The 14,844-nt window shown below is 73.1% G+C and carries 15 protein-coding genes; 11 read left to right on the top strand and 4 right to left on the bottom strand.

All coding sequences use genetic code 11. The annotated features are described in order from the left end of the window. The first annotated feature begins 239 nt into the window (after nt 1-239). From ABZ452_RS05175 to ABZ452_RS05190, 4 genes are all read left to right on the top strand, one after another. Complete coding sequence (locus ABZ452_RS05175) at nt 240-1,532, top strand: sugar ABC transporter substrate-binding protein (RefSeq protein WP_357939117.1); 1,293 nt, start codon at nt 240-242, stop codon at nt 1,530-1,532. Beyond that, nucleotides 1,529-2,515, top strand: coding sequence for a sugar ABC transporter permease (locus ABZ452_RS05180; RefSeq protein ID WP_357939119.1), 987 nt, complete (start codon nt 1,529-1,531; stop codon nt 2,513-2,515). Before ABZ452_RS05175 ends, ABZ452_RS05180 begins: the two co-directional genes overlap by 4 nt. Next, nucleotides 2,512-3,342, top strand: coding sequence for a carbohydrate ABC transporter permease (locus tag ABZ452_RS05185; protein WP_357939122.1), 831 nt, complete (start codon nt 2,512-2,514; stop codon nt 3,340-3,342). The genes ABZ452_RS05180 and ABZ452_RS05185 overlap by 4 nt, the downstream gene beginning before the upstream one ends. Nucleotides 3,343-3,409: 67 nt before the next feature. Continuing rightward, nucleotides 3,410-4,054, top strand: a complete 645-nt coding sequence (locus ABZ452_RS05190) for an MOSC domain-containing protein (protein WP_357939124.1) — start codon at nt 3,410-3,412, stop codon at nt 4,052-4,054. A 68-nt stretch (nt 4,055-4,122) separates the two neighbouring features. Here the strand turns inward: ABZ452_RS05190 and ABZ452_RS05195 are convergent, their stop codons facing one another. After that, on the bottom strand, nt 4,123-4,983 hold the full coding sequence (locus tag ABZ452_RS05195; protein ID WP_357939126.1) for a hypothetical protein: 861 nt from the start codon (nt 4,981-4,983) through the stop codon (nt 4,123-4,125). Nucleotides 4,984-5,084: 101 nt separating this feature from the next. Then, on the bottom strand, nt 5,085-5,870 hold the full coding sequence (locus ABZ452_RS05200) for an enoyl-CoA hydratase-related protein (protein ID WP_357939128.1): 786 nt from the start codon (nt 5,868-5,870) through the stop codon (nt 5,085-5,087). A gap of 19 nt (nt 5,871-5,889) precedes the next feature. Here ABZ452_RS05200 and hemW point away from each other — a divergent pair, with 19 nt between their 5' ends. Next, nucleotides 5,890-7,113: a radical SAM family heme chaperone HemW gene (gene hemW / locus ABZ452_RS05205; protein ID WP_357940019.1), complete on the top strand. Its 1,224-nt coding sequence runs from the start codon at nt 5,890-5,892 to the stop codon at nt 7,111-7,113. A 75-nt stretch (nt 7,114-7,188) separates the two neighbouring features. On the opposite strand, the gene ABZ452_RS05210 is transcribed toward hemW, so the two are convergent. Further along, the gene (locus ABZ452_RS05210) at nt 7,189-7,812 is read right to left on the bottom strand and encodes a DUF4870 domain-containing protein (RefSeq protein WP_357939130.1); all 624 of its coding nucleotides are present in this window, start codon (nt 7,810-7,812) and stop codon (nt 7,189-7,191) included. 231 nt (nt 7,813-8,043) lie between these two features. Here ABZ452_RS05210 and hrcA point away from each other — a divergent pair, with 231 nt between their 5' ends. The 3 genes from hrcA to ABZ452_RS05225 all read left to right on the top strand — a co-directional run bounded on the left by hrcA (nt 8,044) and on the right by ABZ452_RS05225 (nt 11,017). After that, entirely contained in the window at nt 8,044-9,066 is a 1,023-nt protein-coding gene (gene hrcA / locus ABZ452_RS05215) for a heat-inducible transcriptional repressor HrcA (RefSeq protein ID WP_357939132.1), read from the top strand. 72 nt (nt 9,067-9,138) lie between these two features. Next, the gene (gene dnaJ / locus ABZ452_RS05220) at nt 9,139-10,281 is read left to right on the top strand and encodes a molecular chaperone DnaJ (protein WP_189198120.1); all 1,143 of its coding nucleotides are present in this window, start codon (nt 9,139-9,141) and stop codon (nt 10,279-10,281) included. A gap of 1 nt (nt 10,282) precedes the next feature. Then, entirely contained in the window at nt 10,283-11,017 is a 735-nt protein-coding gene (locus ABZ452_RS05225) for a 16S rRNA (uracil(1498)-N(3))-methyltransferase (protein ID WP_357939134.1), read from the top strand. Between the two features lie 32 nt (nt 11,018-11,049). On the opposite strand, the gene ABZ452_RS05230 is transcribed toward ABZ452_RS05225, so the two are convergent. Beyond that, on the bottom strand, nt 11,050-11,811 hold the full coding sequence (locus tag ABZ452_RS05230; protein WP_357939136.1) for an SDR family oxidoreductase: 762 nt from the start codon (nt 11,809-11,811) through the stop codon (nt 11,050-11,052). A gap of 47 nt (nt 11,812-11,858) precedes the next feature. Between ABZ452_RS05230 and ABZ452_RS05235 the strand changes: the two genes are divergently transcribed. The 3 genes from ABZ452_RS05235 to ABZ452_RS05245 all read left to right on the top strand — a co-directional run bounded on the left by ABZ452_RS05235 (nt 11,859) and on the right by ABZ452_RS05245 (nt 14,831). Further along, nucleotides 11,859-12,209 (top strand): histidine triad nucleotide-binding protein, encoded by a 351-nt coding sequence (locus tag ABZ452_RS05235; protein ID WP_355665666.1) that lies wholly within the window; start codon nt 11,859-11,861, stop codon nt 12,207-12,209. 21 nt (nt 12,210-12,230) lie between these two features. Beyond that, complete coding sequence (locus tag ABZ452_RS05240) at nt 12,231-13,607, top strand: serine hydrolase domain-containing protein (protein WP_357939138.1); 1,377 nt, start codon at nt 12,231-12,233, stop codon at nt 13,605-13,607. Between the two features lie 165 nt (nt 13,608-13,772). Further along, nucleotides 13,773-14,831 carry a PhoH family protein gene (locus ABZ452_RS05245; RefSeq protein WP_357939140.1) on the top strand — a complete coding sequence of 353 codons (1,059 nt, stop codon included), beginning with the start codon at nt 13,773-13,775 and terminating at the stop codon, nt 14,829-14,831. Nucleotides 14,832-14,844 lie beyond the last annotated feature (13 nt).

The raw sequence follows: 14,844 nt of genomic DNA on the forward strand, positions 1-14,844 counted from the left end.
TTAACCATCGCCGCCGCACCTTAGTAGGAAAATTTCCTTTACAACAGGGGGTACTCGCGGCGGGCGCCCGCCTCCGTCTTCACCCTGAGCTGCCCGGACGGCACCCCTGCCGCCCGGGCGTCCGGCTGCGATACCGTCGCCTCGGCCGCCCGCCGCGAGTACCCCCTGTTGTAAAGGAAATTTTCCTACTAAGGTGCGGCGGAGAAGGTTAATGCCAAACGCCCCGAGGGAGATATGGCGTGAACAGGTGGAAGCGGCTGGCCCCGGTCACCGCCATCGTGGCCTCGGCCGCGATGGTGCTCTCCGGGTGCGGTGGCTCGGGCGACGACGACAAGGCCGGCGACAACAGCAAGCTGACGGTCTGGATGATGGGTGAGGGCGGCGACGCCCAGACCGCGTTCCTCGACGGCGTCGAGGCGGAGTTCAAGAAGAAGCACCCCGAGACCGACGTCGTGGTGCAGTACATCCCCTGGCTCGAGGCGCCGAAGAAGTTCCAGGCCGCGCTCGCCGGCGGGGAGGGACCCGACGTCACCGAGCTGGGCAACACCGAGACGCAGGGCTGGGCGGCGCAGGAGGCCCTCGCCGACGTCACGGAGAAGTTCAACGGCTGGTCCGAGGGCAAGGACATCCTTCCCGACCTCGTGAAGAACGCCCAGCTCGACGGCAAGCAGTACGGCGTCCCGTGGTACGCCGGCGTGCGGGCCATCTACTACCGCACCGACTGGTTCGCCGAGGCGGGGGTGAAGCCGCCGACGACCTGGGACGAGCTGGTCGCCGCCGCGAAGGCCGTCCAGGCCAAGAAGCCGGGCACCTACGGCATCGCCCTGCCCGGCAACTCGGAGCTGCCGTTCTACTCGTTCCTCTGGGCGGCCGGCGCGGAGATCGCCACCAAGGACGGCGACAGCTGGAAGTCCGGCTACAACACGCCGGAGGCGCAGAAGGCGGTCAAGTTCTGGACCGACCTCGTGACCGTGCACAAGGTGGCCCCGCCGGCCGCCGCCGCCTGGAACGAGGTCGACGCCCGCACCCAGTTCGCCACCGGCAAGGCCGCCATGGCATTCGCCGGTAGCTGGCAGGGCGGCGCGATGAAGAAGGACAACCCCGACATCGAGAAGGTGTGGGGCACGTTCCCGATCCCGGGTCCGGACGGCAAGGCCGCCCCGGCCTTCGCCGGTGGCTCCGACATCGCCCTCTGGAAGGACAGCAAGCGGCAGGCCCTCGCCTGGGACTACCTGACCGTGCTGCTCAGCAAGCAGAAGGACCAGGAGTTCGCCAGCAGCCTCGGCTTCTTCCCGGTCTACAAGGACCTGGTCGGCGGCGGCAACTACGCCAACGACAAGGTGATGGCGGCGTTCGCCACCACGATGCAGAACACCAAGCTGACCCCGCTCACCCCGAAGTGGGTGGAGGTGAGCCGGACCAAGACGGTGACCCAGGCCATGAACAGCTCGGTCATCAAGGGCCAGAAGACGGTCGAGAAGGCCACCGCCGACGCGGCCACCGAGATGGAAAGCATCCTCAACGCCAAGTGACCACGCTGACCGAGGTCACCGGCGAGGCCGCCGCGCGGGAGACCCCCGCGCGGCGGCGCCGCCGTGTGGACCGCCTTCCGTACCTGCTGCTCCTGCCCTGCCTGGCGATCATCGCGGTGCTGCTGCTCTGGCCGCTCGGCCAGGTCGTGATGATGTCCTTCTACAAGCTGGACAGCGTCCGGCAGCTGCGGGGCGACCGCGAGTGGCCGTGGGTGGGCCTGGCCAACTACGCGCAGATCCTCGGCGACCCGTTCTTCCGTACGGTGCTGCGCAACACCGTGCTCTTCGCCGTGGCCAACGTGGTGCTCACCATGATCCTCGGCACCCTGGTCGGGCTGCTGCTCAACCGGCTCGGCAGGAAGATGGCCACCTTCGTGGCGAGCTGCGTGATGCTGGCCTGGGCCACCCCGGCGCTGACCGGCACCATCGTCTGGAAGTGGATCTTCGACGACACCAGCGGCCTGGTGACCTGGCTGTTCAACAAGCTTCCGGACGGGCTCTCCACGGCCCTGTTCGGGCGCAGCGACTGGACCGGCTACGGCTGGTTCAACGACCCGCTGCTCTTCTTCGGCATCCTGACCCTCGTGGTCGTCTGGCACTCGTTCCCGTTCATCGCCGTCAGCGTGCTGGCCGGGCTGAAGAGCGTGCCGAGCGAGCTGCAGGAGGCCGCCCGGGTCGACGGGGCCGGCCCGTGGCGGGTCTTCTGGTCGGTCACCTTCCCGATGCTGCGGCCGGTCTTCGGCATCCTCGTGGTGCTCTCCACGATCTGGGACTTCAAGGTCTTCACCCAGCAGTTCGTGCTGGCCGGTGGCACCCAGGACCGGTCGACGTTCATGCTGTCGATCTACTCGTACGCGGAGGCGTTCTCGCCGCCGCCCAAGTACGGGCTGGGCTCCGCCATCGCCGTCATCCTGACGCTGATCCTGCTGGTGGTGACCGGCGTGTACGTCCGTATGGTGCTCCGGCAGGAGGACGAGTCGTGAAGAAGATCGCCCTCAACGGCGCCGGCCTGCTGGTCGCGCTCTTCGCGGCCTTCCCGGTCTACTGGATGGTCGCCACCTCGCTGAAGCCCAACAAGGAGATCTTCTCGGCCACGCCGCGCCCGGTCCCGGCGGAGCCGACCCTGGAGCACTACCGGGAGATCCTCACCGGCAACCTCATCCCGGGCGTGACCTTCACGGACTTCTTCCTCAACAGCGCGCTGGTCGCGGTGGCCACCGTGGTGTTGAGCGGGCTTGTCGCGCTGCTCGCCGCGACCGCGGTGGCCCGGTTCCGCTTCAAGCTGCGCACCACCTTCCTGATCCTGCTGCTGGTGGTGCAGATGATCCCGCTGGAGGCGCTGGTCATCCCGCTGTTCCTGATGATCCAGCGGCTCGGGCTCTACAACACCCTGCCCAGCCTGATCCTGACCTACCTCGGCTTCTCGCTGCCGTTCGCGGTCTGGATGCTGCGCGGCTTCGTGGCCGCGGTGCCCAAGGAGCTGGAGGAGGCGGCGGCGATCGACGGGGCCAGCCGGGCCCAGACCTTCCGCAAGGTGCTCTTCCCGCTGGTCGCGCCCGGCCTGGTGGCCACCAGCATCTTCTCCTTCATCACCGCCTGGAACGAGCTGATCTTCGCGTTGACCTTCGTCAACGACCAGAGCAAGTACACGCTGCCGGTGGCCATGACGTTCTTCTTCGGGCGGGACGACACCGCCTGGGGTTCGGTGATGGCCGCCTCGACGCTGTTCACCCTGCCGGTGATCGTCTTCTTCCTGCTGGTCCAGCGCCGGATGGTGTCCGGCCTGGTGGCCGGCGCGGTCAAGGGCTGACCCGTCCGCCGGGTGCCGGGAGGAACCCGTTTTCCCGCACCCGGCGGCGGCACCTAGGCTGACCGCCATGACGGGCAGGCTGGCGGCGGTGAACATCGGCGGGGTGACCGAGGCGGAGTGGGCAGGCGACCCGAGCGGTCGCAGCGGCATCGACAAGCGGCCCGTCGACGGCCGGGTGGAGATCCGCTTCGCCGGCGTCGCCGGGGACTTCATCGGCGAGCGGGCCCACCACGGCGGCCCCGACCAGGCGGTCTACGCGTACGCCGAGGAGGACGCCGGCTGGTGGGCCGGCGAGCTGGGCCGGGCCCTGCGGCCGGGCGCCTTCGGCGAGAACCTCACCACCTGGGCGGTGGACGTCACGGGCGCGGTGATCGGCGAGTGCTGGGCGGTCGGCTCCGCGCTGCTGCAGGTGACCAAGCCGCGCACCCCGTGCACCACCTTCGTCGGCTTCTGGGGTGTGCCCGACCTGATCAAGCGGTTCACCCTGCGGGGTGCGCCCGGGGCGTACCTGCGGGTGCTGCGCGAGGGTGACGTGGGCACCGGCGATCCCGTCGAGGTGGTCGACCGGCCGGCGCACGGGGTGACGATCGGCGAGGTGTTCCGGGCGACCACCCTCGAACCGGAGTTGCTGCCGCGCCTGCTCGACGTGCCGGAGCTGCCCGAGTCGGTGCGGGCCAAGGTCCGCCGCCGCCTCGGCGCCGCCGCCGGCTGACCGCCCGGACCGCCCGCGCCGCGCCGGGTCAGGCCGCGGCGGGCCGGGTCAGGCCGCGGCGCGCCGGGTCAGGCCGCGGCGAAGACCTCGGCCAGCACCTGGGTCGCCGGGTCGCCCTTCACCTTGGCCCAGGTGCCCTGCTCGGCCGTCCACTCCAGGCCGCCGAACCGCACCAGCTTCACCCCGTGGTCGTCGGCGTGCGAGACCAGCCAGTGGGCGTACCGCCAGCCGTTGCGGCTGTCGGCGGCCGGCACGGTCAGCCCGGTCAGGTCGGTGCCCGAGCTCAGCTCCGGCAGGCCCCAGTCGAGGGCCAGGCTCTGCATCAGGGCGCTGGCGGCGGCCGGGCCGCGCATCGTCGGCGTCGGGCCGACCGTGCAGGCCACCGCCCCGGTCGCGTTCCCCAGCAGGGCGCGGGTGAGCACCTGCGACTCGTCCGCCCACTTCTCGTACGCCTCGGGGTAGGCCGACCGCTGCACCCGCTGGGCGGCCTCGGTGACCCGCAGCTTCTCCCAGCCCTTGACCTTCTTCAGCGCGGCGTAGAACTTCTTGGCCGCGTAGCGCGGGTCGCGGATCTCGTCGGGGGTGCCCCAGCCCTGGCTCGGGCGCTGCTGGAACAGGCCGAGCGAGTCCCGGTCGCCGTGCGCGATGTTGCGCAGGTGCGACTCCTGGTAGGCCGTCGCCAGCGCCACCACCACGGCCCGCTCCGGCATCTTGCGCTGCACCCCGATGGCCGCGATGGTGGCCGCGTTGGCCATCTGGTCGGCGCTGAGCACGACCTCGCCGTCGGCCTTGACGGTGCAGGTCCGGCTGGCCATCGGCAGCCGCAGCTGGTGCCCGAACTGCTTCGCGACGAACCACACGCCGAGCAGGGCCAGGACCGCCACCACCACACCCGATGCCACGATCGCCGCTCGCGTTCGCACCCGCACCCCCAGTCCCGACAGCCCGCCAAGCGTACGTCGCCCACTCCCGTCCCCGGGTCGGCCGACCGGACGCCTCACGGTCCGTAGCCGACCCGGCACCTCCGGCCTCAGTCTGCGGCGGGCACCCAGGCCGCGGGCCGCTTCTCCCGGAACGCGAGGACGCCCTCCCGGCCCTCCTCGGACAGGAAGTACCCGGTGGAGAGCGCGGCCAACTCGGCGATCTCGGCGCGCAGGTCGGTGGCGGCCGGGCGGCGCAGCAGCTCCTTGGTGCCGGCGAGGGCCTTCGGTGCGCCCTTCACCAGCGAGGCGCAGTACCGGTCCACGGCGTCGTCCAGCGCGTCCGCCGGCACGGCGGCGGTGACCAGGCCGATCTCGGCGGCCCGCCGGCCGTCGAACATGTCGCCGGTCAGGTACAGCTCGGCGGCGGCCCGGGGGTGCAGCCGCGGCAGCACGGTCGCCGAGATCACCGCCGGGATCACCCCGATCCGGACCTCGGTGAAGGCGAACGTGGCCTCCTCGGCGCAGACCGCCAGGTCCGCGGCGGCGATCAGGCCCAGCCCGCCGGCCCGCGCCGGCCCGGCCACCCGCGCGAGCACCGGCTTCGGGCACTCCCGGACCGCGACCAGCACGTCGCCCAGCATCCCGGCCGGCACGGAACCGCTGGCGTACGCGGCGGCCGTCTCCTTCAGGTCGGCCCCGGAGCAGAACACCGGGCCGGTGTGGTCCAGCACGACGGCCCGGACCGCGCCGTCGGCGACCGCCGCGGCCAGCCCGGCCAGCAGTTCGGTCATCAGCGGGGTGGAGAGCGCGTTGCGGTTGTGCGGGCTGTCCAGGGTGAGGGTGGTCACCCCACGGGCCGTGGCGACCCGCACGAGAGCGTCCGGAGAGGTCATGCCGGGCACACTAGTGGCCATGCCCGGCGTCCTTCCAGAAGGCGAACCCGTCCCGCGCGACGGGGCGCTGCCCGCTGCCGCCCGCCGCGCCGTCGGCGCGCGCGGCTTCGGCGTGTACGTGCACGTCCCGTTCTGCGCCAGCCGGTGCGGCTACTGCGACTTCAACACCTACACGGCCGCCGAGCTCGGCGGCGGCGCCAGCCGCGAGACGTACGCCGACACCGTGCTGGCCGAGCTGGCCCTCGCCGGCCGGGTGCTGGGCGACACCCCGCCGCCCCGGGTCGACACCGTCTTCGTCGGTGGCGGCACGCCCACCCTGCTCCCCGCCGACGACCTGGCCCGGATCCTCGACGGCATCGACCGCACCTGGGGGCTGGCCGCCGGCGCCGAGGTGACCACCGAGGCCAACCCGGAGACGGTCACCCCGGAGTCGCTCAAGACGCTGCGGGCCGCCGGCTACACCCGGATCTCGCTGGGCATGCAGTCCGCGGCGCCCGGCGTGCTGGCGATCCTCGACCGGCAGCACAGCGCCGGCCGGGCCACCGCCGCCGCGCTGGAGGCGCGGGACGCCGGGTTCGAGCACGTGAACCTGGACCTGATCTACGGCACGCCGGGGGAGAGTGCCGAGGACTTCGCCGCCTCGCTGGAGCAGGTGGTCGCGGCGGGGGTGGACCACGTCAGCGCGTACGCCCTGATCGTCGAGGACGGCACCCGGCTGGCCGCGCGGATGCGCCGCGGCGAGCTGCCGTACCCCAGCGACGACGTGGCGGCGGACCGTTACCTCGCGGCGGAGGCGGCCCTCGGCGCGGCCGGCTTCTCCTGGTACGAGGTCTCCAACTGGGCCCGCTCGGAAGCGGCCCGGTGCCGGCACAACCTGCTCTACTGGACCGGCGCCGACTGGTGGGGCCTCGGCCCGGGGGCGCACAGCCACGTCGGCGGGGTGCGCTGGTGGAACGTCAAGCACCCGACCGCGTACGCCCAGCGGCTGGCCGCCGGGGAGTCGCCCGGCCTGGCCCGGGAGCTGCTCACGCCGGACGAGGCGCACATGGAGGACGTGATGCTGCGGCTGCGGCTCGCCGACGGACTGGCCCTGTCCGGGCTCGACGAGGCGGGCCGGGCGGGCGCCGAGCGGGCCCGGGCCGGCGGCTTGCTCGACGCGGGCGCGTACGCCGCCGGGCGGGCGGTGCTCACCCTGCGCGGCCGGCTGCTCGCCGACGCGGTCGTCCGCGACCTGCTGCCCTGACCGGCTCCGGCCGGCCCACGCCCGCGACGCTGCCCGGACGGGCCCGGCCGGCCCTCCGGGCCGGCCGGGCCGGGCTCACTTGATCAGGTTGGCCGACATCGGGTAGCGGTAGGGCTGCCCCTCGTTGGCCTTCACCCCGGCCATGATGCCGAAGATCACGCCGATGATGACGGCCGCGCCGACGGCGAGGAAGCCGACGAGGATGCAGCTCAGGATCCAGCCGACGAGGCCCACGATCGACCACACGAGCTGGAAGTTGAGCGCCGACACCGCGTGCTGGCGCACGGTCGGGGACTGGTTGCCCCGCGCCAGCATGGCGACCAGCGGCGGGAGCCAACCCAGCACACCGCCGCTGACGAACATCGCCGCCGCCCCGCCGAAGTGCGCGACGAGGGCCCAGGTCTTGTCGTCGTTGTTGGCGTAGCCGGCGGGCGGCCCGTAGGCGCCGCCGCCCGGGTAGCCGCCGCCCGGCGGGGGATAGCCGCCCGGGGGCGGGTAGCCGCCCGACGGCGGCTGGCCTCCGGGAGGTGGGGGATAGCCACCGGGCGGGGGATAGCCGCCCCCGGCCGGCGCCCCGGACAGTGGTGCGGTGGGTGGTTCGCCGGCCGGCGACGAGCCGTACGGTGCCGACGGCGGGGTCGGCTCCGGCGGCGGTGCGCCGGAGTCCCCCGCTCCGGGAGGGCGAGGAGGTTCAGTCATGGACGTCACGGTAGGTCCCGGGGGCAAGGGCACACCAGAGCGAGATCGCCCGGGATGTCCGGCTGTTCGGCCCTGGCGGGTCGGATGTGCGGCGGGCCGGGCCGGAGGTACGTCGCTGATCATCGCGTCGGCGGGTCGGCCGACGTAGACTGGCACTCGCTACAGTCGAGTGCCAGACGCCCGGCGGACGCCGCGCGCCGGGGCGGACGAGGTGCGTCAGGAGGTGGGGAGATGGGTCTCGACGACCGCAAGCTCGCCGTGCTGCGCGCGATCGTCGAGGACTACGTCGCCACGCAGGAGCCGGTCGGCAGCAAGGCCCTGGTCGAGCGCCACCAGCTGGGCGTCTCCCCGGCGACCGTCCGCAACGACATGGCGGTGCTGGAGGAGGAGGGCTACATCCGGCAGCCCCACACCAGCGCCGGCCGGGTGCCCACCGACCGCGGCTACCGGCTCTTCGTCGACCGGCTCTCCCGGGTCAAGCCGCTCAGCCCGGCCGAGCGCCGGGCGATCGAGCGCTTCCTGGTCGGCGCGGTCGACCTGGACGACGTGGTGCACCGCACCGTTCGGCTGCTGGCCCAGCTCACCCGGCAGGTCGCCGTGGTGCAGTACCCGAGCCTGGCCCGCTCCAAGGTGCGCCACCTGGAGCTGGTGCCGATCTCCACCACCCGGCTGATGGTCGTCATGATCGCCGACACCGGCCGGGTCGAGCAGCGGCTGGTCGAGATGCCCGGGCCGGTCGCCCCCGACGACGTGACCGACCTGCGCCGGGTGGTCAACGAGAAGCTGGTCGGCTCCCGGCTCTCCGACACCCCGCCGCTGGTGCAGGCCCTGGTCGACGAGTCGACCCCGCAGCTGCGCCCGGCCATGGCCACGCTCTCCAGCGTGCTGCTGGAGACCCTTGTCGAACGGCACGAGGAGCGCATCGCGCTGGCCGGCACGGCCAACCTCACCCGGGGTGGTTTGCTCGACTTCCAGGGTTCGCTGCGCCCGATCCTCGAGGCGCTCGAGGAGGAGGTCGTGCTGCTCAAGCTGATCGGGGAGGCCGAGCCGAGCACCACCCGGGTGCTCATCGGCGACGAGAACGAGATCGACAACCTGCGGGCCGCCTCGGTGGTCAGCACCGGGTACGGCCCGGGCAGCACGATCGTCGGTGGGCTCGGCGTGCTCGGGCCGACCCGGATGGACTACCCCGGCAATATCGCCATGGTGAGGGCCGTGGCACGCTACGTGGGCGAGTTGCTGGCCCAGAACTGACCAGTCAGACCGACGGCCGGCTCCGGCCGACGACCGGCGCAACGCGAGACGAACATGAGGACACCGAACGCAGTGGCCAGGGACTACTACGGCATTCTCGGCGTGAGCCGGGACGCCTCCGATGACGAGATCAAGCGCGCCTACCGCAAGCTGGCGCGGCAGTTCCACCCGGACGTCAATCCGGACCCGGAGGCACAGGAGAAGTTCAAGGACATCAACGCCGCGTACGAGGTGCTCTCGGACGATCGGAAACGGCAGATCGTCGACCTGGGCGGCGACCCGCTCGCCCCGGGCGGCGGGGGCGCGGGTCCGGGCGGTCCGGGCGGCGCCGGCCCGTTCGTCGGCTTCCAGGACATCATGGACGCCTTCTTCGGCGGGGCGGCCGGCGGCAGCCGGGGCCCGCGGCCGCGTACCCGGCCGGGCGCCGACGCGATCCTGCGGCTGGAGCTGGACCTGAACGAGACGGCGTTCGGCGTCGAGGCGCCGATCACCGTCGACACCGCCGTGCTCTGCACCACCTGCTCCGGCGCGGGCACCGCGGCCGGCACCCACCTGGCCACCTGCGAGGCCTGCGGCGGCCGGGGCGAGGTGCAGTCGGTGCAGCGGACCTTCCTCGGCCAGGTGGTCTCCGCCCGGCCGTGCACGGTCTGCCAGGGCTACGGCACCACCATCCCGCACCCCTGCCCGACCTGCGCGGGCGACGGCCGGGTGCGCACCCGCCGCTCGCTCACCGTCAAGATCCCGGCGGGCGTCGAGGACGGCATGCGGATCCGGCTGGCCCAGCAGGGCGAGGTCGGTCCGGGCGGCGGCACCGCCGGGGACCTCTACGTCGAGATCCACGAGCGCCCGCACGACGTCTACTCGCGCAAGGGCGACGACCTGCACTGCCGGGTCACCGTGCCGATGACCGCGGCGGCGCTCGGCACCCGCCTGACCATCAAGACCCTCGACAGCGAGGAGACGGTCGACGTCAAGCCGGGCACCCAGCCGGGCAGCACGCTGCGGCTGCGCGCCCGGGGCGTGCCGCACCTGCGCGGCACCGGCCGGGGCGACCTCTACGTCCACCTCGACGTGCGGACCCCGACCAAGCTCGACGCCGACCAGGAGCGGATGCTGCGCGACTTCGCCAAGACCCGCGGCGAGGAGGTCGCCGAGCTGACCAAGCAGGGCGGCTTCTTCTCCCGGATGCGCGACGCCTTCAACGGGCACGCCTGAGGTGTCGGCGCCGCTGTTCCTGGTCGAGGCGCTGCCCACCGGTGACACGCTGACGCTGGACGGCCCCGAGGGGCACCACGCGGCGACCGTGCAGCGGCTGCGCGTCGGCGAGGAGCTGCTGCTCGCCGACGGGCGGGGCGGCACGGCCGGCGCGGTGGTCACGGCCGTCGGCAGGGGCACCCTCGACCTCCGGGTCACCTCCCGGGGGTACGCCGACGCGTCCGTCCCCCGGCTGGTCGTGGTGCAGGGCATCGCCAAGGGTGACCGGGGCGAGCTGGCCGTGCAGGCGATGACCGAGGTCGGGGTGGACGAGATCGTCCCCTGGGCGGCGTCCCGCTCGGTGACCCAGTGGCGCGGGGACCGGGGCGTACGCGCGCGGGAGAAGTGGGCGGCCACCGCCCGGGAGGCGGCCAAGCAGGCCCGCCGGCCGTGGCTGCCGGTGGTGGCGGGCACGCCCGACGAGTCGACCACCACGGTGACCCGGCGGATCGCCGGCGCGGCCGCCGCGTTCGTCCTGCACGAGGAGGCCGAGGAGCGGCTGACCACGGTCGAGCTGCCCGACGCCGGCGAGATCGTCCTGGTGGTCGGCCCCGAGGGCGGCATCACCGACACCGAGCTGTCGGCCTTCGGGGAGGCCGGCGCCCGCCCGGTCCGCCTGGGCCCGTCGGTGCTCCGCACGTCAACAGCCGGCGTGGCCGCGCTGACCGTCCTGTCCACCCGCCTGTCCCGCTGGTAGACCCGCCCCGCACGGCGCTGCGAGTGGGCGTGTCAGGTGCGGAGGTAGGAGGCGCCGTTCAGGTCGACGATCGTTCCCGACGCCCACTCCGCTTCAGGGCTGGCCAGCCAGTGCACCGCCGCGGCGATCTCCTCGGGGCGGGCCACCCGGTTGAACGGGGACTGGGCGCGGATCGCGTCGCCCCGCTCGCCGCTGAGGTGGGTGGTGGTCATGTCGGTCGCCACGAAGCCGGGCGCGACCGTCGCCACGGCGATGCCGTACGGGGCCAGGGCCAGCGCCAACGACTGACCGAGCGCGTTCAGCCCCGCCTTGCTCGCCCCGTACGCGGGCTGCTCGGGCTCACCCCGGAAGGCGCCCCGGGACGACACGTTCACGATCCGGCCGCCCCGCTCGCGCATGTGCTGGGCGGCGCACCAGGTGGCGTTCGCGGCGCCGGTCAGGTTGGTCTCCAGGACCAGCCGCCACTGCTCCCGCCACTGGTCGTACGTGTTACCGAAGACCGGGTGGGGCAGGTCGCGGGGCCCGTAGACGCCGGCGTTGTTGACCAGGACGTCGAGACCGCCCAGGCGCTGCGCCGCCTCGTCCACCATGGCCCGCACGGCGTCCGGGTCGGCCAGGTCGGCACGGACCACCACGTGCCCGTCGCCGGGCAGCTCCGCCCGCAGCGCCTCGGCCAGCTCCGCGGAGTCCCGGTGGTGGATCGCCACCCGGTCCCCGCCCGCCGCGAACGCCCGCGCCACCGCGCGGCCGATGCCGCGCGAGGCCCCCGTCACCAGTACCGCCCGAGAAGTCACGCGGCACATCATGCCTGAGCGGGTACGGGACGACTTACCATGCCCCGATGGGAACCGACTGCCTGTTCTGCCGGATCGTAGCCGGGGAGATCCCGGCCACCATCGTCCGCGAGACCGCCACCACGCTGGCCTTCCGCGACATCGACCCGAAGGCGCCCACGCACGTGCTGGTGATCCCGAAGGAGCACTACGCGGACGTGGTCACCCTGGCCGAGGGCGACCCGGGGCTGGCCGGTGAGCTGCTGGGCACCGCGGCCGTGGTGGCCGAGGAGGAGGGGCTCACGGTGGACGGCTTCCGGCTGATGTTCAACACCGGCCCGTACGGCGGCCAGGAGGTCTTCCACGTGCACGCGCACCTGCTGGGCGGGGCCCCGCTCGGCCCGATGCTGTGCCGCTGACGGGCTGCCTAGACTGCCCTCATGATCACGGTGCATGACCGGCTCGGCCGGATGGTGCGGCAGGCGCAGGCCCACGGGCGGATCCCGGCCGTCTCGGTCGCCCTGCACCGGGCCGACCGGCCGCTGTGGACCTGCGCGGTCGGCGGGACCGGCAACGACACGGCGCTCGGGCCGGAGTCGGTCTTCCGGATCGGCTCGGTCACCAAGACCTTCACCGCGGTGCTGGTCATGCAGTGCCGCGACGAGGGGCTCCTCGACCTGGACGACCCGATCGGGCGGCACCTCGACCTGCCGGCGCACGGCGAGCTGACCGTACGCCGGCTGCTGTCGCACACCGCGGGCCTGCAGCGCGAGCCGCACGGCGACGTCTGGGACAGCCTCCGCGCGCCCGACGTCAGCGAGCTGCTCGCCGACCTGACCCGGGTGGAGCGGGTGCTGCCCACCGGCCGGCGCTACCACTACTCCAACCTCGGCATGGCCCTGCTCGGCGAGCTGGTCGCCCGGCTGCGCGGCGGCACCTGGGCCGAGGTGCTGGGCGAGCGGGTGCTCGCCCCGCTCGGGCTGGCCGCCACCGGCACCGCGCCCGGCGACCGGGCGGCGACCGGGTTCCTGGTCGACGCGTACTCCGACGAGGCCCGTCCGGAGCCGCCGACCGACTTCGGCGCGGTGGCCCCCGCCGCGCAGCTCTGGAGCACCGCGCCGGACATGGCGCGCTGGGCGGCCTTCCTGGCCGACCCGGCGGCGCTGGACCCGGCCGGCGCCGTGCTCGCGCCCGCCACCCTCGACGAGATGCGCTGGCCGCTGACCACCACCGACGAGACGCTTTGGGCGGGCGGCTTCGGCCTCGGGCTGATCCTGGTGCCGCAGCCGGGGCGGGTGATGCACGTGGGGCACGACGGGGCCATGCCCGGTTTCCTGGCCGCCGTCTACGGCCGGCGCGGCGGGGACGGCACGGCCGGCGCGATGGGCTGCGCGGTGCTCGGTTCCTCCGGCACCGGCGTGGAGGTCTTCGAGCTGCCGCACCGCCTGCTCGCCGCCGCCGCCGAGCACGACCCGGCCGACGTCGAGCCGTGGCGGCCCGGCGCGCCCGCCCCGGAACACCTGCGCGGCCTGCTCGGCCGCTGGTGGGGCGAGGGCTTCGAGTACGTCTTCTCCTGGCACGACGGGGCGCTGCGGGCCCGGGGCGCGGACGACCCGGCCGGCAAGCCGCCCTCGGTGTTCGCCCCGCTGCCGGACCGGCCGGACGTGTTCCGCACGGTCGCCGGCCGGGAGGTGGGCGAGCTGCTCCGGCTGACCCGGGACGAGCGCGGCGCCGTGGTGCGCATGCACTGGGCCACCTACCGGTTCACCCGGCACCAGGAGACCTTCGAGGGGTACGACTTCCGCGCCGGCAGCTGATCTCCCACCGATGGCGAGGGCTCTGTTCCGCCGGCTCGCGCCCGACGGAAATGGACACGGTGCCGCGGGTGTTGACCCGATACGATGGGAGTCACGACCGCCGCGCCAGCAGGGCCCGGCGCCGAGTTCGAGAGCAGGTGGCGCAGGGCCCGACGGGCCCGACCTATGACCGGCACCCCACCTCCCGGCCCGCCCCGGGTGCAGACCAGGATCACGGTCCCCGACCAGAAGATCATGGTGAATCTGCTCGGCGCGGGCGACGAGATCCTGCGGCTCGTCGAACGCTCGGTCAACAGTGACGTCCACGTGCGGGGCAACGAGATCACCATCACCGGCGCGCCCGCCGACAACGCCCTCGCCGAGCGACTCTTCAGCGAGCTGCTCGAACTGATCGAGAAAGGCGAGACCCTGACCACTGACGCAGTCCGGCGTACGGTCGGGATGCTCGAGCAGGGCGGCACCGAGCGGCCCGCCGAGGTCCTGACGCTCAACATCCTCTCCCGGCGCGGCCGCACCATCCGTCCCAAGACCCTGGGCCAGAAGCGCTACGTCGACGCCATCGACGCGCACACCATCGTCTTCGGCATCGGCCCGGCGGGCACGGGAAAGACCTACCTGGCCATGGCGAAGGCCGTCCAGGCGCTCCAGGCCAAGCAGGTCAACCGGATCATCCTGACCCGGCCGGCGGTCGAGGCGGGGGAGCGGCTGGGCTTCCTGCCCGGCACCCTGAACGAGAAGATCGACCCCTACCTGCGCCCGCTCTACGACGCGCTGCACGACATGCTCGATCCGGAGTCCATCCCGAAGCTGATGGCCGCCGGCACGATCGAGGTGGCGCCGCTGGCGTACATGCGGGGTCGCACCCTCAACGACGCGTTCATCATTCTCGACGAGGCGCAGAACACCACGCCCGAGCAGATGAAGATGTTCCTCACCCGGCTCGGGTTCAACTCCAAGATCGTGGTCACCGGTGACGTCACCCAGGTCGACCTTCCCGGCGGGACGACGAGCGGCCTGCGGGTGGTCCGGGAGATCCTGGGCAACGTCGAGGACGTGCACTTCGCCCAGCTGTCCAGCTCCGACGTGGTGCGCCACAAGCTGGTGGGCGAGATCGTCGACGCGTACGCCCGCTGGGACGCCGAGCGGGAGAACCAGCAGGCGCAGAGCGTGCACGCCGTGCCCGGGCGGACCGCCCAGGGCGGCCGGGCCGGCCGGCGCCGCTAACCATCAGAGGAAG

Source organism: Micromonospora sp. NPDC005707 (genome assembly GCF_040631005.1).
Taxonomy (GTDB): Bacteria; Actinomycetota; Actinomycetes; order Mycobacteriales; family Micromonosporaceae; genus Micromonospora.

Bases quoted from the DNA above. Each gene is read 5' to 3' on its own strand.
- ABZ452_RS05240 (WP_357939138.1), top strand. From the start codon at position 12,231: ATGATCACGGTGCATGACCGGCTCGGCCGGATGGTGCGGCAGGCGCAG.
- ABZ452_RS05210 (WP_357939130.1), bottom strand. From the start codon at position 7,812: ATGACTGAACCTCCTCGCCCTCCCGGAGCGGGGGACTCCGGCGCACCG.
- ABZ452_RS05235 (WP_355665666.1), top strand. From the start codon at position 11,859: ATGGGAACCGACTGCCTGTTCTGCCGGATCGTAGCCGGGGAGATCCCG.
- hrcA (WP_357939132.1), top strand. From the start codon at position 8,044: ATGGGTCTCGACGACCGCAAGCTCGCCGTGCTGCGCGCGATCGTCGAG.
- ABZ452_RS05245 (WP_357939140.1), top strand. From the start codon at position 13,773: ATGACCGGCACCCCACCTCCCGGCCCGCCCCGGGTGCAGACCAGGATC.
- hemW (WP_357940019.1), top strand. From the start codon at position 5,890: ATGCCCGGCGTCCTTCCAGAAGGCGAACCCGTCCCGCGCGACGGGGCG.
- ABZ452_RS05190 (WP_357939124.1), top strand. From the start codon at position 3,410: ATGACGGGCAGGCTGGCGGCGGTGAACATCGGCGGGGTGACCGAGGCG.
- ABZ452_RS05200 (WP_357939128.1), bottom strand. From the start codon at position 5,870: ATGACCTCTCCGGACGCTCTCGTGCGGGTCGCCACGGCCCGTGGGGTG.